Below are 17,160 nucleotides of genomic sequence, written 5' to 3'. Positions count from 1 at the left end.
CTGGTTGCACGAGCTTGCGCCGTTTCCGCCTTCAGAAACCACCTTCCTGGCCGCGTTAGCCATTCGGCCAGCTTTTTCAACATTGCCAAGCGTTAGCCATTCGGACGAGTTGGAACGAGGCGCGCGGAGGGACAAGATCGGGGCATCCCGTCCACCGAGCCACGCCCATGCCGTCCTCTCTTCCGGTTACGTTTTCGCGGCCTTCGCCGCAGTTATCCGCACGCCCGGTCGATGCAATCCCTGACGCCGACAACGCATCCGCCGTTGCGCTGCTCACCGAAACCCTGCGTGAAGCAGCCGCACGCGGCGCATCCGATATTCACGTCGAACCGGGCGAGCACGAGTGGCGCATCCGCTTGCGTATTGACGGTGCGTTACACGTCTTCCTCAAGCCGCCACCGCATTTGCGCGACGCTTTCATCACACGGATCAAAGTGCTGGCGCGCATGGACATTGCCGAGCGGCGCGTGCCGCAGGACGGACGTTTGCGGTTGCCGCTGGCGAACGGGAATCCGGAAGACTATCGCGTGAATTCGCTGCCGGTCCTGTTCGGTGAAAAACTGGTGTTGCGCCGCCTGGAGTCACTGCCGGCGGATCTGTCGCTGGCGGCGCTGGGGCTTGCCCCCGGCCAGCAGAAGACGGTGGAAGCCGCGATCCACGCGCCGCACGGACTCGTGCTGGTCACCGGCCCCACGGGTAGCGGCAAAACCCTGTCGCTGTATTGCTTTTTGCAGATGCTCAAGCTGAGTCACGCAACGTCTGTTCCGTCGAAGATCCCGCCGAAATCCAGCTTGCCGGTATCAATCAGGTCAGTGTCCGCGACAAGGCGGGCCTCACTTTCGCGGTCGCGCTGCGCGCGTTCATGCGTCAAGACCCGGACGTGATCATGGTTGGCGAAATCCGCGACGCCGAAACCGCCGACGTTGCCGTGAAGGCCGCGCAAACGGGCCATCTCGTGCTCTCCACGCTGCATACCAACGACGCACCCGCAGCCATCGCACGATTGATCGATATTGGCATTGCGCCGTACAACCTGGCGTCGGCGCTGAGGCTTGTTACCGCGCAACGGCTGGTACGGCGGCTTTGCGGCGCTTGTCGCTTGCCTTCGGACCTGGAGTTCGAGCCGGGTTTCAAACCGTTCGAGCCCGGTGGCTGTGCCGCGTGCCATGGCATTGGTTATCGCGGCCGAGTGGGCGTGCATCAACTGATGCCCGTGTCTGACACGTTGCGCGAGCTGATCGTCGCGCGCGCCGCTACACACGCCATCACGCGGCACGCGAAAAGCGAGGGCATGCCGAGCCTGCGCGACGCTGCCTTCGCGCGCGTACGCGAAGGCATGACAAGCGTAGCGGAAGCCGCCGACGCCACGGAGCTCACATGAACATGAACATGAGCCCCCTATCCTTCGATACACGCTTCGGCTGGCGAGGCGTTGACGCAAACGGCGCGGACAAACGCGGCAAGACGATCGCAGCGGATTCAGCCCATGCGCGCGCCGCGCTAAAACGCGATGGTGTCACGGTGCTGGAACTCACCGCGCTCGGTTCGGCGCCGCCGCCCAAAGCCCGGGCGGCCGACGTCACGCTGTTCACGCGGCAACTCGCCGGCTTGCTGCGCGCGGGCTTGCCGCTTGCGTCGTCGCTGGATCTCATCGCCGATACCCCTTCGCGCGGTGGGCTGCCGCGCATTGTCGGATCGGTTGCGCGGGATATCACGCAGGGCATTGCGTTCTCGGAAGCGCTCGCGCGTCATCCCGCGTGTTTCAACGCACTGTATTGCCAGTTGGTTGCCGTCGGCGAAGTGGCCGGCGCGTTGCCGGTCGTACTCGCGCGGCTGGCCGAAGACCGCGAACGAGCGGGCGCTCAACGGGCGAAACTGCGTGCCGCGCTGACTTATCCGGTCGCGGTGCTGTTGTTATCGCTTGCCATTACCGCAGGATTACTGATTGGCGTAGTGCCGACCTTCAAGACCATCTTCGATGGTTTCGGCGCTAAATTGCCGGCACCGACGTTGTTCGTGCTCGCGTTATCGGATGGCGTCGCACGCTGGTGCGGACCGTTCGCGCTCTTTTGCGCGGTGTCCGGCATCGCATTCAAGCGACTTCTACGACGAGTCCCCGCAGCGAGAAGCGGGTTTGACCGCGCCATGCTGAAGCTGCCGCTCGCCGGATCCCTCCTGCGCGCGCTGGCGGTGGCACGCTGGAGCCGCGCGCTCGGCACGTTACTGGCGGCGGGCACACCGTTATCGGATGCATTCGATTCCTTGGCGAGCGCCACGGGCAACCGTATCTTCGATACCGCGACCGTCGAGATCGCCAGGCGCCTTCGGCATGGCGAGCGGCTCGCCGCCGCCATGCGTGCCGTCGGCTGCTTTCCGCCGGATGTGGTGCAGCCTATCGCCGTGGCCGAGGAATCCGGTTCGCTCGACGCGATGCTGCTCGATCTCGCTACACTGGGCGACCGTCAGGTGGACGAACAGACCGGCGCTTTCGCGAGCCTGTGCGAACCGGTGGTGATTGTGGTTCTCCGTGCATTGGTCGGCGGTCTCGTCGTCGCCATGTATCTTCCGATCGTTCAGCTCGGGAATGTGGTGTAGGTGGTGTAGGATCGCAGCCGAATTCAACCCAGGACAGTCATGCAGCCTTTGTATCAGGCGCAGTTTTCAGGCCGCTATCTCGACGCTTACGGTTCCGCTTTCGGCGCATTGCCGCTCGCGGCGCAGTATGGTTTCGCGATCGTCTTCGGGCTGGTAATCGGCAGCTTTCTGACAGTCGTCGTGCACCGCCTGCCGATCATGCTTGAACGCGCGTGGAAAGCGGAGAACGCTATCGACCAAGAGGACGACGCGCATAAAGAGGACGCGCCACCCGCCCGCTACAACCTCGCCGTACCTCGCAGCGCCTGCCCGCATTGCGGCCACGTGTTGCGTGCGTGGGAAAATATTCCGGTCGTGAGTTACGTGCTGCTGCGCGGCCGCTGCGCGAAATGCAACGCGCGCGTGAGCGCACGGTATCCGCTGACCGAACTGGCCACGGCGATGTTTGCCGCCCTCTCGCTGTTTGCGTTTGGACCCACGTTGATCGCGCTCGCAGCATTCGGCTTATGCGCGACGCTGCTGGCCGCGAGCCTGATCGACTTCGACACCCGCTATCTGCCCGACACGCTGACGTTACCGCTCCTGTGGGCCGGCTTGATCGTCAACCTCGGCGACACCGCGTTCGTCCCGTTGCGCGAAGCAGTGATCGGCGCCATCGCAGGTTATCTGTTTCTCTGGTGCGTATATTGGCTGTTCAGGCTGGTACGCGGCGTGGAAGGCATGGGTTACGGCGATTTCAAGCTGCTCGGCGCGCTGGGCGCGTGGCTCGGCTGGCAAGCGCTGCCGCAGGTGGTGCTGGTGTCGGCGGTGGCGGGCGCAATCTTCGGATTGGCGGCGACGGGTATCGGCAAGATGCGGTTTGAAGAACCGCTGCCGTTCGGGCCGTTTCTCGCGGCAGGCGGCGTGATTACGTTATTTTTTGGGACGCCGCTTTACGGATTGTTCGGCGGTTAAAGCGAAACAAAAAGAGGAGTTGATCGATGTTCAGCATTGGCCTGACCGGCGGAATTGGCAGCGGCAAGACCACGGTGGCGGACATGTTCGCCGCGCGCGGGGTGCCCGTCATCGATACGGACTTGATCGCGCACCAGATTACCGCGCCGGGCGGCATCGCTATGCCGCTGATCGAAGGCACGTTCGGCCCGGAATACATCGCCGCCGACGGTTCGCTGGATCGCGCAAAAATGCGGACCCGCGTTTTCTCCGATAACACAGCCAAAGCTCAGCTCGAATCGATCACGCATCCGCTGATCCGCGCCGAAAGCGAGCGTCAACGCAATGCAGCACAAGGGGTTTATCACATCGTCGTGGTGCCCTTGCTGATTGAAGCCGGCGAACGCGCGAGCAAGGTGGAGCGGATTCTCGTGGTCGACTGTCCGGAGGACACGCAAATCGAACGCGTGATCCGGCGCAATGGCTTTTCGCGCGATCAGGTGCTCGCGATCATCGCGCGTCAGGCCACGCGTGAAGCGCGCTTGGCGGCCGCTGATGACGTCGTCGTCAATGACTCGGCTGCCACCCTGGAAACGCTGCAGCGCGAGGTGGACGCCCTGCACGCGCGCTACTTGGCGATGGCCTTGGAGGCGCGCGAAACGAGGGACGAAGCGGCGAGCAAACCGCGTACCTAACAAGTGCATGCAACGCGCTCGAACTCCTCACAAACGACGCTGAAAATGCGCGCCGGGCGCTATTAAACGTGCAGATTTGCCGTTGGTTTCATGCGGCATTAGAATGTCCTGACTTTCTGCCATCGAACCCATCGACCAACGCCGAGGCGAGCGCGCTTGATCCTTTACGAGTACCCCTTCAATGAGCGAATCAGAACGCTGCTGCGTCTCGAAGACCTTTTCGAGCGCTTCACCTTCTTTCTGACTCAAGAAGACCCGCGCGAACATCACGCCGCACTGACCACGTTGTTCGAGATCGCCGAAGTCGCGGGCCGCACGGATCTGAAAGCGGATCTGATGAAGGAGCTGGAGCGGCAACGCCAGACGCTGGCGCCGTTCCGCGGCAATCCCGGCATCGAGCAGGATGCGCTGGAGTCGGTGCTTGGCGAGATCGAGCAGACATTGGCCGGCCTCGGGCAGATGCAGGGCAAAACAGGCCAGCATCTGGCCGATAACGAATGGCTCGCCAGCATTCGCAGCCGCACAATCATCCCGGGGGGAACCTGCCGCTTTGATCTGCCGTCGTACTTCGCGTGGCAACAAAATCCAGCCGAGGAGCGTCGCGGGGACATCGCGAAGTGGGTGACGCCCATGCTGCCGTTACGCGACGCTGCCACTATTGTGCTGCGTCTCGCTCGTGAATCGGGCCAGGCGTCCAAGGTCATGGCGATGCAAGGCAGCTATCAGCAGATGCTTTCGGGACGAACTTATCAATTGATGCAGGTGCGGGTGCCGTCCGACACGCGCCTGATTCCCGAAGCGAGTGCGAACAAGTACATGCTATGGGTGCGCTTTACGGTACAGGACGGCGATCTGAGGCCACGTGCGGTAGACGCGGACATCCCGTTCCACCTGACGCTCTGCAGTCTTTAAGTTGGGCTTAAAACCCCCATTTACTGAACTCAACCTCTTTAAATCCGCTCTGCAGAATGACCACTATCGTTAAATGCCCGACTTGCGAGAAGGACGTCCGCTGGGTTCCCGAAAGCCGCTTTCGTCCGTTTTGTTCAGACCGTTGCAAGCAGATCGACCTCGGTGCCTGGGCGACCGAGAAGTACAAGATCGGCGGCAGTCAGCAAGACACGCTGCCCGATGAAGACTCGCATAGCGGCCTGAACTAGTAAACTAGCCGCCGCGAAACAAAGCGCCCTGGCTAAACCGCTTCAGCCGCGAGCCACTCCAGTACAGGAATGGCTGCAGGCAACAACGGCGCGACATCGGCCGGAAGATGCTGCCAGGCGAGCGCCTGACCTTCACGTCCGATCGGCTCACCGCTCCACGCGGTCACCTTGCAGAAGTAGAGCCGCACGTACGCATGGGGGTAATCGTGCTCGAGGGTCCGCCAGCGCTCGCAAGCGGTCACATCGATACCCAATTCCTCATGCAATTCCCGCGTGAGCGCCGCTTCAACGCTTTCCCCCGCTTCCAGCTTGCCGCCGGGAAACTCCCAGTAACCTTCATACGGCTTGCCTTCCGGACGCTGAGCCAGCAGATAACGGCCGTCCGGTTGCACGAGCACGCCGACCGCGACGTCCGTCACCTTGCGCCCGTCGGGCGCCGTATTGGAAACGCTCGTAGTAGAAACCGTCATGCCTTGCGGCCCGACCAGTCGCGCGCAAATTGCCACGCCACACGCCCTGAGCGTGAACCGCGTTCCAACGCCCACACGAGAGCATCGCCGCGAGCACCCGCAATCTCTTCTGCCTCGCATCCGAAATGCTTCAGCCAGTGCCCGACGATCGTCAGGTAATCGTCCTGCTTGAACGGGTAGAAGCTCACCCACAGGCCGAATCGCTCAGACAGCGAAATCTTCTCTTCAACCACTTCGCCCGGATGAATCTCGCCGTCGGACGTGTGTTTGTACGTCTCGTTGTCGCTCATATATTCGGGCAACAAGTGGCGCCGATTCGACGTTGCGTAAATCAGCACATTGTCCGATTGCGCGGAGATCGAGCCGTCCAGCGCCACTTTCAGCGCCTTGTAGCCAGACTCGCCCTCCTCGAACGAGAGGTCGTCGCAGAAAACGATGAACCGTTCCGGCCGCGCGGAAATCAGGTCGACGATATCGCCGAGATCGTGGAGATCGTCTTTATCGACTTCGATCAGACGCAGCCCTTCCGTGTGATACGCATTCAGGCATGCCTTGATCAGCGACGACTTCCCGGTTCCGCGCGCGCCCGTCAGCAGCACGTTGTTCGCCGGCGACTTGCGCACGAACTGCCGCGTGTTCTGCTCGATCAGCCCCTTCTGGCGCTCGATATTGCAAAGATCGTCGAGCGACAACGGCGACAAGTTCGGTACCGGTTGCAGAAAACCACGTCCCTGACGCTTGCGCCAGCGAAACGCCACCGTGCTGTTCCAGTCGATTTCCGGCGGAGCCGGCGGCAACATCCCTTCTACGCGCGCCAGGACAGCTTCGGCGCGGGTCAGAAATTGTTCGAGTTTATCCATGGGAAATGTGTGGTTCAGGACCGGTAATCGGCGTTGATGCTGACGTAATCGTGCGAGAGGTCGCACGTCCAGATGGTGGCGTCGGCTTGACCGCGGCCTAGCAGCACGCGGATCGCGATCTCGCTTTTCTTCATCACGCGCTGGCCGTCTTCCTCGCGATAATCAGGATTGCGACCGCCGCTCTTCGCCACTAGGACATCGTCGAGATACAGATCGATCTTGTTCACATCGAGATCCGCTACGCCCGCATAACCGATAGCCGCGAGAATCCGGCCCAGGTTCGGATCCGACGCATAGAACGCGGTCTTGACGAGCGGCGAATGACCGATCGCGTACGCGATCAGGCGGCATTCGGCTTCGCATGTGCCGCCTTCGACCGTCACCGTCATGAACTTCGTCGCGCCCTCGCCATCGCGCACGATCAGTTGCGCCAGCTCCTGCGCCACCGATGTCACAGCGTCACGCAACGCGACATAAGCGGGGGAGTCCGTCGAGGCAATCAAAGGCAGCGTCGACTTGCCCGAAGCGATCACGATGAACGAATCGTTCGTCGAGGTATCGCCGTCAATGGTGATGCAGTTGAACGAGCGATCGGCAACGTGCTTGATGAGCGTATCGAGCACCGGTTGCGTGACAGCGGCATCGCAGGCGAGAAAGCCAAGCATGGTCGCCATGTTCGGCCGGATCATGCCGGCGCCCTTGCTGATACCCGATAGCGTGACCGAATGGCCATCGATCTGAACCTGACGCGATGCGGCTTTCGGCAAGGTATCGGTGGTCATGATGGTTTGCGCGGCGTCGTACCAGTGAGCCGGTTTTTGATTCGCCAAGGCGGCGGGCAAGCCCGCTTTCAAACGATCAACCGGCAGCGGCTCGAGAATCACGCCGGTGGAAAACGGCAGGATCTGCGTGGCTTGGAGGTCCAGCAGCGCGGCCAGCGCCTCACAGGTTTCGCGCGTGTGCGCCATGCCCGGCTCGCCGGTCCCCGCATTCGCATTGCCTGTATTCACCACGAGTGCGCGGATGCCCTTGGCGCCCGCGCGCACCGCGTCCAGATGCTCACGACAGACCGTCACGGGCGCCGCACAAAAACGGTTTTGCGTGAACACGCCGCCGACCGTCGCACCTTCTTCGATCTGTATGACGAGCACATCCTTGCGATTCGGTTTTCGAATGTTCGCCTCGGCCCAGCCTAGCGTGACGCCAGCGACGGGAAACAGGTGGGCGGGATCGATCGAGGGAAAATTGACGGCCATGTTCGCGACTCGCTGAAAGTGGCGAGTGCCGGCGCGAAGAAAGCGCAACGGCACGGAGATGAAAGAAACGGAGCCTGACTTGTTTGCAAGACGGACGCCCGGGGATACCAAAATCTTAAAACCAGCCTGCCAAAGACAAACGACGCATCGCTGCGTCGCCTGTCTCCAATACTTCTTGTTACGCGCTACAGCTCTTGAAACCGTCGATTATGCGAGCTTCCCGTGACAGTTTTTGTACTTCTTGCCGCTGCCGCAAGGGCACGGGTCGTTGCGCCCGACCTTCGGCACATCGTCGGTCGCCACGCGGGTGGCGACGGTCGTGTCGTCGCCGTACATCGCCTGATTGATCATCTGCGTGGTGGCGCTCGCCGCAACGGCTGCCGCTGCCGCGCCGCCTTCCTCGAAGTCAGCGTGCTGGAACGACACGTTCTCCAGATGGCTGCCCTTCTCTTCGTACTGTTCGGCGGCTTCTTCAAGCTGTTCCGGCGACTGGATCTGCACGTTCATCACGACGCGCGTGACTTCCTGCTTCACCGAATCAAGCATCGCGGCGAACAATTCGAACGCCTCGCGCTTGTATTCCTGCTTCGGATTTTTCTGCGCGTAACCACGCAGATGGATGCCCTGACGCAGGTGATCCAGCGCGGCGAGGTGCTCGCGCCAACGGCTGTCGAGCGTCTGCAGCATGATCGAGCGCTCGAAAGAGCTGAACGATTCACGTCCGACCAGAGCGACCTTAGCTTCGTAGCTTTCATCGGCGGCGGAAACCACGGCTTCCAGAATCTCGTCTGCATCGATGGAATTCGACTCGTTGATCATCTCCTGAACGGCGAGATCAAGCGACCATTCGTTGCGCAGCACTTCTTCCAGTTCGGGCGCGCTCCACTGCTCTTCAATGCTTCCCGCCGGAATGTACGTGTGCGTGACTTCAGCAATCACGCTCTGGCGCATGGCGGTGATCGTCTCGGCCACATCGGTCGCTTCGAGCAGTTCGTTGCGCTGCTGGTAGATCACCTTGCGCTGATCGTTCGACACGTCGTCGTATTCAAGCAATTGCTTGCGAATGTCGAAGTTGCGCGCTTCCACCTTGCGCTGCGCTGATTCGATCGAGCGCGTGACAATCCCCGCCTCGATCGCCTCGCCTTCCGGCATCTTCAGGCGGTCCATGATCGAGCGCACACGGTCGCCGGCGAAGATACGCAAAAGCGGATCATCGAGCGACAGGTAAAACCGCGACGAACCCGGATCGCCCTGACGTCCGGCACGTCCGCGCAACTGGTTATCGATACGACGCGATTCGTGCCGTTCCGTACCAATGATATGCAGCCCGCCCGATGCCTTCACGCGGTCGTGCAGCGCTTGCCATTCGTCTTCCAGATGCTTGATGCGGCGTTGTTTTTCTTCGTCGGAGAGCGCTTCGTCCGCGTCGATAAACGACGACTGCTTCTCCACATTGCCGCCCAGCACGATGTCCGTACCGCGACCGGCCATGTTCGTCGCAATGGTGACCGCAGCCGGCCGCCCGGCTTCCGCGACAATCGCTGCTTCGCGTGCGTGCTGCTTCGCGTTCAGCACCTCGTGCTTGAGACCCGCTTGCGTGAGCAGGCCGGACAGCAATTCCGACGCCTCGATGGACGTGGTACCCACCAGCACCGGCTGTCCGCGCTCGACGCACTCGCGGATATCGCGCGTCACGGCGTCGTAGCGTTCCTTCGCTGTCTTGTAGATCTGATCCTGCTTGTCGGTGCGCTTCGGCGGACGGTTCGGCGGGATCACGACTGTTTCCAGGCCATAGATCTCGTTGAATTCGTACGCTTCGGTATCCGCCGTACCGGTCATGCCGGACAGCTTCGAGTACATGCGGAAAAAATTCTGGAACGTGATGGACGCGAGCGTCTGGTTCTCGTTCTGGATCTTGACGTGTTCCTTCGCTTCCACGGCCTGATGCAGGCCGTCCGACCAACGCCGGCCGGTCATCATGCGGCCGGTGAACTCGTCGACGATCACGACTTCATTGGCCTGAACCACGTAATGCTGGTCGCGGAAAAACAGCGTGTGTGCGCGCAACGCGGCATACACATGGTGCATCAGCGTGATGTTTTGCGCCGCGTAAAGGCTCTCACCTTCACCGATCAGGCCCCACTCGGCCAGCAGGCGCTCGGCCTTTTCGTGACCTTGTTCGGTGAGGAAGACCTGACGCGCTTTTTCGTCGAGCGTGTAGTCGCCCACTTTCTCGACGCCCGTGCCATCAGCCTTCTCTTCGCCGATCTGCTGTTCGAGCAGCGGCGGCAGCGCATTCATGCGCACGTAGAGTTCGGTGTGATCTTCGGCCTGGCCGGAAATAATGAGCGGCGTACGCGCTTCATCGATAAGAATCGAGTCCACCTCGTCAACCACCGCGAAATTCAGCGGACGCTGCACGCGCGCGTGGGTCTCGTAGACCATGTTGTCACGCAGGTAGTCGAAGCCGAACTCGTTGTTCGTGCCGTACGTGATGTCCGCGGCGTACGCTTCCTGCTTCTGCGCGTGTTCCATCTGCGACAGGTTGATGCCCCACGACAACCCCAGGAAGTTGTAGAGCTTGCCCATCCACTCGGCGTCGCGTTGCGCGAGGTAATCGTTCACCGTGACCACGTGCACGCCGCGTCCGGACAACGCGTTCAGATACGCGGCCAGCGTGGCGACGAGCGTCTTGCCCTCGCCCGTGCGCATTTCCGCGATCTTGCCGTAATGCAGCACCATGCCGCCGATCAGCTGGACGTCGAAGTGACGCATCTTCAGCACGCGCTTGCTGGCCTCGCGGCACACGGCAAACGCTTCGGGCAGCAACCGGTCGAGCGATTCGCCGCTCGCCACGCGCTGCCGGAATTCGTCGGTTTTCGCGCGCAGTTGCTTGTCCGTGTACTGCTCGATCGTCGGCTCGAAAGCATTGATCGCCGCAACGGTCTTTTGGTACTGCTTGACTAGGCGCTGGTTGCGACTGCCAAAAAACTTTTGGAGGAAACCGGTGGTCATCGGATCAGTGTCTGCGTCGCGGTATCGGCTTAGAGCGCGCTGGGTGCGTCCCAGTTCGGGGAACCTCGGCGGCTTAAGTCCATGGGTGAAATCGAATCGGGGATTTTAGCACGCGCCCCCGATGGAGCTTGCGCGCACATCGTTTGCGGCATATCGGCCCGGCGGCATGCTAGCGCGCTTTAAACCGGAAAGCGCGCCGCCATGTCGCACGGTGCGCAGCGTTACAATCAGCGCATCGCCGCCAGCCCCACAGATTGAAAAATGAGCCGATTTCCGCCAAATTCAAGGCCCCCGCCACGCTTCGATCCCCGCAAGCCGCAGGCGCTGACAGAGGTGCTCGGTCGCACCAGCGAGTTTCTCGCACTGCGCGCGGGCGTCGAACAAGTGACGGCGCTACAACGCGATCTGGCGGCGCTGCTCCCTGATTATCTTGGATCCAACGTGGAACCGGGCTTCATTAAAGACGGCGTGCTGGCGCTTTTCGCCGGACATAATGCGCTCGCCGCCCGTCTTAGGCACATCGAACCGCGTCTTTTAGTCGATTTGCAACAGCGCGGCTGGGCCGTGAATGCCCTGAAGATTCGCGTACGGCCGCAGGCGATGAAAGACGTGGTGCCGCCCAAACAAGCGCGCATGTCTGCGGCCGGGGCCGACGCGCTGCAAACGCTCGCCGAAACGCTCGAGCCATCGCCGCTTCAGGAAGCGCTCGCCAAAATGGCCGCGCGCCATCACGCGACAGCACAAAAAAAATGAGCGGCGCTCGAAAGCAGCCGCTCATTTCATTCTGACTTGCTAATTACTTTACGCAAACGCCGTCTGGGTATCGAAAGCGAAACCACGCGGCGCCGCTTGCTTATCCTCGAACGTGACGATTTCATACGCGTCTTCGTGCGCCAATAATTCACGCAACAGCATGTTATTCAAGGCGTGACCGCCTTTATACGCGGCATATGACGCCAGCAGCGGATGACCGACCACATACAGGTCGCCAATCGCGTCCAGCATCTTGTGCTTCACAAACTCGTCTTCGTATCGCAAACCGTCGTTATTCAGAATTCGGTATTCGTCCAGCACGATGGCGTTATCCATACTGCCGCCCCGCGCCAGGCCCAGTTCGCGCATCATTTCAACTTCATGCGCAAAACCGAACGTCCGTGCTCGGGCAATATCCCGAACATATGACGTATTCGCAAAATCCACTTCAAGCGCCTGTCCGGTTTTGTCTACTGCCGGATGGCGAAAATCAATGGTGAATTTCAGTTTGAAGCCGAAATACGGATCGAGACGCGCGAATTTATCGCCGTCGCGGATTTCAACCGGCTTCGTCACCTTGATGAATTTCTTTGCCGCGTTCTGCTCTTCAATACCCGCCGATTGAATCAGAAACACGAACGAAGCAGCGCTGCCATCCATAATAGGAATTTCTTCAGCCGTGACATCGACATACAGATTGTCGATACCCAGTCCCGCGCATGCCGACATCAAATGTTCGATGGTCGACACGCGCGCGCCGTCCTTCTGCAACACAGAAGCCAGGCGCGTGTCGCCGATAGCCAGGGCCGACACCGGAATGTCCACCGCCACAGGCAGGTCGATACGCGCAAAGACAATACCGGTATTGGCCGGCGCGGGCCGAAGCGTCAAATCCACCTTACGACCCGAATGCAGGCCGATCCCGACGGTTTTGACGATGGTTTTAATGGTTCGCTGCTTCAACATGATTTTTTTCGCTTCGATTGAGAGAATCAATCGTGAATTTGTATTCAATAGCGCGGAGTATACTCTAATCGCTTCGCGTCGTCCCGGGAGGAGCCTTGCAACTTGTTTCCTCAAGTTACCGGGTAACTTCGGCATGCCTGAGGCCGTGCCACGCGAAAACGAGGAGGGTCGGGCCGATGACCGGAATGGAGGCATTCCCAGACATCGGCACCGCGTTACGGCTTTGTTAAGACTTTGTTGCGGCGTATTTCAAGAGACGGGTCGAACGTCATTTTATGTGGCACGAATGCAACATAACGCCCGCTTATTGACCAGACCTCGGCCTGAAATGAGCGCAACTTCAGCTCAACATTGCTTCAAACATCAGTTCAACGTCGCCAATACGCTCTCAGCGCTGCTGACTTCAAACTTGCCCGGTGCTTCAAGATTCAGCGTCTTGACCACGCTGTCCTCGACCACCATGGCGTAACGCTGGGAGCGAATTCCCATGCCACGCTCCGACAAATCCTGCTCCAGGCCGAGTGCTCGGGTAAAACGTGCGCTGCCGTCGGCGATCATCTTCACCTTGCCCGAGGTTTGAAGATCGCGTCCCCACGCGCTCATCACGAACGCGTCGTTGACGGAGACACACCAGATTTCATCGATACCCGCCGCAGCCAGCTTCTCTGCATTGTCGATAAAACCTGGCACGTGCTTGGCGGAACAGGTGGGCGTGAACGCGCCCGGCAATCCGAAGATCACCACGCGCTTGCCCGCCGTCCGCTCGCGGACCGAGAAACCGTTCGGTCCCACGGCGCAACCCTCCGTCGCCACATCGATAAATTCGAAAAGGCGTTCGTCGGGCAGCGTTTCACCAGTCTTGATCATGAATCGGCCTTTCACTGAGTCAGTGCTGGTCACGCCAGCGTTTTTGCACCTTGATTCATCACATGAGAAGCTCGTTCCACCGCCACGCAACGTATCGATTCACGTATCGATCTCATCCCAATATAGACGATGATGAACGCAATCGAGGCGGTCACTCAGCCACAGTCCAGCGTCCAGAAGACGCGGCCCGAGATTGAGGCAGAACAACCTTCGCCTGAGACTTTTGCCAACGGGCGCTTAAATCCAACCAGCCGCCAGCCGCCCCGGCAAAAATGATCAGTCGGCTTGCTTACGCAAGAACGCCGGAATGTCGTACGTATCCACGCCCTTTTCCTGCAGCGCCTGCACGTGCGAAGCCGCCGTTTCACGCGTCTGACGCCACACAGCCGGCGCGTCCAGATGAGCGTAATCCGTGCCGCTCGATTGCTGCGGAGCGTAACTATGCTGCGCGTGCGCGATCGGTGCGTTGTCCGTGCCGGTACGCAGCAGGGTCATCGGTGCAGCTTGTTGCTTCTTCGCTGCACGGCCGAGGCCCGTTGCCACCACCGTCACGCGCAATGCATCGCCCATCGCGTCGTCATACACCGCACCGAAGATCACGGTCGCGTCTTCTGCTGCATACGACTTGATCGTGTTCATCACTTCACGCGTTTCCGACAAACGCAGCGAACGGCTCGACGTGATGTTCACCAGCACGCCACGCGCACCCGACAGATCCACGCCTTCCAGCAGCGGACTTGCCACAGCTTGCTCAGCTGCCAGACGTGCACGATCAACACCTGCTACCGTCGCCGTGCCCATCATTGCCTTGCCTTGCTCGCCCATCACCGTCTTCACGTCTTCGAAGTCGACGTTGACCAGCCCGTCGACGTTGATGATTTCTGCGATACCGGCAACAGCGTTGTTCAATACGTCGTCAGCGCACTGGAAGCACTTGTCCATTTCAGCGTCATCGCCCATCACCTCGAACAGCTTGTCGTTCAGAACGACGATCAGCGAGTCGACGTGATCCTCCAGTTGCTGCGATCCCGCTTCAGCCACGCGCATGCGGCGGCCGCCTTCAAACTCGAACGGCTTGCTGACTACGCCCACCGTCAAGATACCCATTTCTTTTGCGATCTGAGCGACCACCGGTGCTGCGCCCGTACCCGTGCCGCCACCCATACCTGCGGTGATGAACACCATGTGCGCGCCGCGCAATGCATCGGCAATACGCTCACGCGCATCTTCCGCTGCGGCCTTGCCCATGTCCGGCTTCGCACCAGCTCCCAGACCCGTGTTGCCCAACTGGATCACCTGGGTGGCACGCGAACGCGCGAGCGCCTGCGCATCCGTATTCATCACGATGAAGTCCACGCCCTGGACCCCACGGTTAATCATGTGCTGCACCGCGTTACCGCCTGCACCACCAACACCAACGACCTTGATGATCGTTCCGTTGGTTTCCGTTTCCAGCATTTCGAAATCCATATTGCCTCCGTCAAGAATGAAAATCGGCGTTATTCGGCAAGAGATCGGGCAACCTCTTGTCGCGCGCCAGCCGCCGGCACCAGCGCGAATTCTGTGTGTTCAGAAATTTCCCAGGAACCAATCTTTCATGCGTCCCAAAACCTGTCCCATCGATCCAGACTGCACGGCGACCTTACGGCCGCGCATGCGTTGCGAACGGCCTTCGACGAGCAAACCCATCGCTGTGGAATAACGCGGATTGCGAACGACATCGGCCAGGCCGCCTGCGTATTCGGGCACACCGATACGTACTGGCTTCAGGAAGATGTCTTCGCCGAGTTCGACCATGCCGGGCATCATCGATGCACCGCCGGTCAGCACGACACCGCTGCTCAGCAATTCTTCGTAGCCCGACTCGCGCACCACTTGCTGCACGAGGGAGAACAATTCTTCAACGCGGGGTTCGACAACAGCCGCCAGAGCTTGCCGTGACAACGTGCGCGGACCGCGCTCGCCGAGTCCCGGCACTTCGATCATTTCATCCGGGTCCGCCAGCGCCTGCTTCGCGATCCCGTAGCTCACCTTGATATCTTCGGCGTCGGGCGTCGGCGTGCGCAAGGCCATGGCCACGTCGCTCGTGATCTGATCCCCGGCAATGGGAATCACCGCCGTATGACGGATCGCGCCTTCGCTGAAGATGGCGATATCCGTCGTGCCGCCGCCGATATCGACGAGCACCACACCGAGTTCCTTCTCGTCTTCCGTCAGCACCGCCAGCGACGAAGCCAGCGGCTGCAAGATCAGGTCGTTCACTTCAAGCCCGCAGCGGCGCACGCACTTCACGATGTTCTGCGCCGCGCTCACCGCGCCCGTCACAATGTGCACCTTCACTTCCAGCCGGATGCCGCTCATGCCGATCGGTTCGCGTACATCTTCCTGCCCGTCGATGATGAATTCCTGCGTCAGGATATGCAGCACCTGCTGATCGGTCGGGATGTTGATCGCCTTGGCCGTTTCGATCACGCGCGCCACATCGGTCTGCGTGACTTCCTTGTCCTTGATAGCAACCATGCCGCTCGAGTTGAAGCTTCGAATGTGACTGCCGGCGATGCCGGTGAACACATTCGTGATCTTGCAATCGGCCATCAGTTCGGCTTCTTCGAGCGCGCGCTGGATCGACTGGACGGTGGCTTCAATATTCACCACCACGCCCTTCTTCAATCCCTTCGAGTCGCTTTGCCCGAGCCCGATCACCTCGTAGTGGCCTTCGCCTTTCAACTCGGCGACGATAGCCACCACCTTCGACGTCCCGATGTCGAGGGCGACCAGCAAGTCTTTGTAATCTTTGCTCATAGGGTGCTCATTGCCTGTGATGTCTGCTTACTTCTTCGCTTTGTCGGTGTCGCTGATGAAGCGCATGCCGGCGGCCTTGATCGCAAAGCCGTTCGGATAGCGCAAATCCGCGTACTCGATGTCATTTCCCCACCGCCCCGTCACCGCCGACCACGCCGCCACGAACCGTCGGCTGCGATCAAACAACGTGTCCTGATTGCGCTCCCGCCCCAATTCGATCTGCGTCCCGTTCGAAAGCTTGACTGTCCACGCATATCGCGGCGACAAGATGACTTCTTCCGGATGCGCGTCGAGCGGCGCAAACCACTTCGTGAAATCGTGATAGCGCGCCACCACTTCTTTCGCCGATCCGTCCGGGCCTTCGAACGCGGGCAAGTCGTCATCGAGCTCGCCCTGGTTCGCCGTGAACAAATCGCCGTCCACGCTGACCAGTTGATCCGTGCCCCACGTGCCAAGCGGCTTGAATTCTTCCAGCGTCACCGCCAGCGTATTCGGCCACACGCGCCGCACACTCGCGTGACGCACCCACGGCATCTGTTCGAACGCGGTGCGCGCTGCATCGAGATCGACAGTGAAGTAGTTGCCCTTCAAATGCCCCACGACGCTTGCGCGCACCGTCGGTGAATTGATGTGCAACGTGTCGCCGTCAATCTGGATCTCGCGCAGGCGGAACTCCGGCCGCTGGATCGCCCAGTAACCGGCGGCCCCAAGCAGCACGAACACGAGCAATACGTGCAGTGCGTTGGCCGTGAGGTTCAGTTGGCGAGCGTTATTCCACATGTTCGGTT

Annotated in this window: 15 protein-coding genes and 1 pseudogene; 7 read left to right on the top strand and 9 right to left on the bottom strand. The window is 60.5% G+C overall.

Annotated features, from left to right (window positions below; genetic code table 11):
* Positions 1-167: 167 nt before the first annotated feature.
* From FH08_RS48560 to yacG, 6 genes and pseudogenes are all read left to right on the top strand, one after another.
* Positions 168-1,381 (top strand): annotated as a pseudogene (locus tag FH08_RS48560) (GspE/PulE family protein).
* Positions 1,382-1,389: 8 nt separating this feature from the next.
* Complete coding sequence (locus FH08_RS0123515; RefSeq protein ID WP_235210475.1) at positions 1,390-2,595, top strand: type II secretion system F family protein; 1,206 nt, start codon at positions 1,390-1,392, stop codon at positions 2,593-2,595.
* Positions 2,596-2,634: 39 nt separating this feature from the next.
* Complete coding sequence (locus FH08_RS0123510; protein WP_031360710.1) at positions 2,635-3,549, top strand: prepilin peptidase; 915 nt, start codon at positions 2,635-2,637, stop codon at positions 3,547-3,549.
* 26 nt (positions 3,550-3,575) lie between these two features.
* Complete coding sequence (coaE, locus tag FH08_RS0123505; protein WP_051888466.1) at positions 3,576-4,223, top strand: dephospho-CoA kinase; 648 nt, start codon at positions 3,576-3,578, stop codon at positions 4,221-4,223.
* Between the two features lie 156 nt (positions 4,224-4,379).
* Positions 4,380-5,135 (top strand): cell division protein ZapD, encoded by a 756-nt coding sequence (gene zapD / locus FH08_RS0123500; RefSeq protein WP_031360708.1) that lies wholly within the window; start codon positions 4,380-4,382, stop codon positions 5,133-5,135.
* A gap of 56 nt (positions 5,136-5,191) precedes the next feature.
* Entirely contained in the window at positions 5,192-5,383 is a 192-nt protein-coding gene (gene yacG, locus FH08_RS0123495) for a DNA gyrase inhibitor YacG (RefSeq protein ID WP_031360707.1), read from the top strand.
* A 32-nt stretch (positions 5,384-5,415) separates the two neighbouring features.
* On the opposite strand, the gene FH08_RS0123490 is transcribed toward yacG, so the two are convergent.
* From FH08_RS0123490 to secA, 4 genes are all read right to left on the bottom strand, one after another.
* A complete protein-coding gene (locus tag FH08_RS0123490; protein ID WP_031360706.1) occupies positions 5,416-5,853 on the bottom strand; it encodes an NUDIX domain-containing protein in 438 nt (145 codons plus the stop codon).
* Positions 5,850-6,713 carry an ATP-binding protein gene (locus tag FH08_RS0123485; protein WP_031360705.1) on the bottom strand — a complete coding sequence of 288 codons (864 nt, stop codon included), beginning with the start codon at positions 6,711-6,713 and terminating at the stop codon, positions 5,850-5,852. The genes FH08_RS0123490 and FH08_RS0123485 overlap by 4 nt, the downstream gene beginning before the upstream one ends.
* A 14-nt stretch (positions 6,714-6,727) precedes the next feature.
* Positions 6,728-7,969 (bottom strand): bifunctional glutamate N-acetyltransferase/amino-acid acetyltransferase ArgJ, encoded by a 1,242-nt coding sequence (argJ, locus tag FH08_RS0123480; RefSeq protein WP_031360704.1) that lies wholly within the window; start codon positions 7,967-7,969, stop codon positions 6,728-6,730.
* 207 nt (positions 7,970-8,176) lie between these two features.
* Positions 8,177-10,984 (bottom strand): preprotein translocase subunit SecA, encoded by a 2,808-nt coding sequence (gene secA, locus FH08_RS0123475; RefSeq protein ID WP_031360703.1) that lies wholly within the window; start codon positions 10,982-10,984, stop codon positions 8,177-8,179.
* A 261-nt stretch (positions 10,985-11,245) separates the two neighbouring features.
* Between secA and FH08_RS0123465 the strand changes: the two genes are divergently transcribed.
* Positions 11,246-11,737 carry a DciA family protein gene (locus FH08_RS0123465; protein ID WP_031360702.1) on the top strand — a complete coding sequence of 164 codons (492 nt, stop codon included), beginning with the start codon at positions 11,246-11,248 and terminating at the stop codon, positions 11,735-11,737.
* A 48-nt stretch (positions 11,738-11,785) separates the two neighbouring features.
* Here FH08_RS0123465 and lpxC read toward each other — a convergent pair whose 3' ends face one another.
* From lpxC to FH08_RS0123440, 5 genes are all read right to left on the bottom strand, one after another.
* On the bottom strand, positions 11,786-12,703 hold the full coding sequence (lpxC, locus tag FH08_RS0123460; RefSeq protein WP_031360701.1) for a UDP-3-O-acyl-N-acetylglucosamine deacetylase: 918 nt from the start codon (positions 12,701-12,703) through the stop codon (positions 11,786-11,788).
* A 363-nt stretch (positions 12,704-13,066) separates the two neighbouring features.
* Entirely contained in the window at positions 13,067-13,570 is a 504-nt protein-coding gene (locus FH08_RS0123455) for a peroxiredoxin (RefSeq protein ID WP_031360700.1), read from the bottom strand.
* A gap of 276 nt (positions 13,571-13,846) precedes the next feature.
* On the bottom strand, positions 13,847-15,040 hold the full coding sequence (gene ftsZ / locus FH08_RS0123450; protein ID WP_031360699.1) for a cell division protein FtsZ: 1,194 nt from the start codon (positions 15,038-15,040) through the stop codon (positions 13,847-13,849).
* A 99-nt stretch (positions 15,041-15,139) separates the two neighbouring features.
* Entirely contained in the window at positions 15,140-16,372 is a 1,233-nt protein-coding gene (ftsA, locus tag FH08_RS0123445) for a cell division protein FtsA (protein WP_031360698.1), read from the bottom strand.
* Positions 16,373-16,399: 27 nt separating this feature from the next.
* Complete coding sequence (locus tag FH08_RS0123440) at positions 16,400-17,152, bottom strand: cell division protein FtsQ/DivIB (RefSeq protein ID WP_031360697.1); 753 nt, start codon at positions 17,150-17,152, stop codon at positions 16,400-16,402.
* Positions 17,153-17,160: the final 8 nt, after the last annotated feature.

Origin of the sequence: Caballeronia sordidicola (assembly GCF_000729995.1) — a bacterium.
Lineage (GTDB): Bacteria > Pseudomonadota > Gammaproteobacteria > Burkholderiales > Burkholderiaceae > Caballeronia > Caballeronia sordidicola_A.
The sequence above is the reverse complement of the archived record's forward strand: the minus strand, read 5'-3'. Positions and strand labels throughout refer to the sequence as shown.

Bases quoted from the DNA above. Each gene is read 5' to 3' on its own strand.
- FH08_RS0123515 (WP_235210475.1), top strand. From the start codon at position 1,390: ATGAGCCCCCTATCCTTCGATACACGCTTCGGCTGGCGAGGCGTTGAC.
- FH08_RS0123510 (WP_031360710.1), top strand. From the start codon at position 2,635: ATGCAGCCTTTGTATCAGGCGCAGTTTTCAGGCCGCTATCTCGACGCT.
- coaE (WP_051888466.1), top strand. From the start codon at position 3,576: ATGTTCAGCATTGGCCTGACCGGCGGAATTGGCAGCGGCAAGACCACG.
- yacG (WP_031360707.1), top strand. From the start codon at position 5,192: ATGACCACTATCGTTAAATGCCCGACTTGCGAGAAGGACGTCCGCTGG.
- FH08_RS0123490 (WP_031360706.1), bottom strand. From the start codon at position 5,853: ATGACGGTTTCTACTACGAGCGTTTCCAATACGGCGCCCGACGGGCGC.
- FH08_RS0123485 (WP_031360705.1), bottom strand. From the start codon at position 6,713: ATGGATAAACTCGAACAATTTCTGACCCGCGCCGAAGCTGTCCTGGCG.
- argJ (WP_031360704.1), bottom strand. From the start codon at position 7,969: ATGGCCGTCAATTTTCCCTCGATCGATCCCGCCCACCTGTTTCCCGTC.
- secA (WP_031360703.1), bottom strand. From the start codon at position 10,984: ATGACCACCGGTTTCCTCCAAAAGTTTTTTGGCAGTCGCAACCAGCGC.
- FH08_RS0123465 (WP_031360702.1), top strand. From the start codon at position 11,246: ATGAGCCGATTTCCGCCAAATTCAAGGCCCCCGCCACGCTTCGATCCC.
- lpxC (WP_031360701.1), bottom strand. From the start codon at position 12,703: ATGTTGAAGCAGCGAACCATTAAAACCATCGTCAAAACCGTCGGGATC.
- FH08_RS0123455 (WP_031360700.1), bottom strand. From the start codon at position 13,570: ATGATCAAGACTGGTGAAACGCTGCCCGACGAACGCCTTTTCGAATTT.
- ftsZ (WP_031360699.1), bottom strand. From the start codon at position 15,040: ATGGATTTCGAAATGCTGGAAACGGAAACCAACGGAACGATCATCAAG.
- ftsA (WP_031360698.1), bottom strand. From the start codon at position 16,372: ATGAGCAAAGATTACAAAGACTTGCTGGTCGCCCTCGACATCGGGACG.
- FH08_RS0123440 (WP_031360697.1), bottom strand. From the start codon at position 17,152: ATGTGGAATAACGCTCGCCAACTGAACCTCACGGCCAACGCACTGCAC.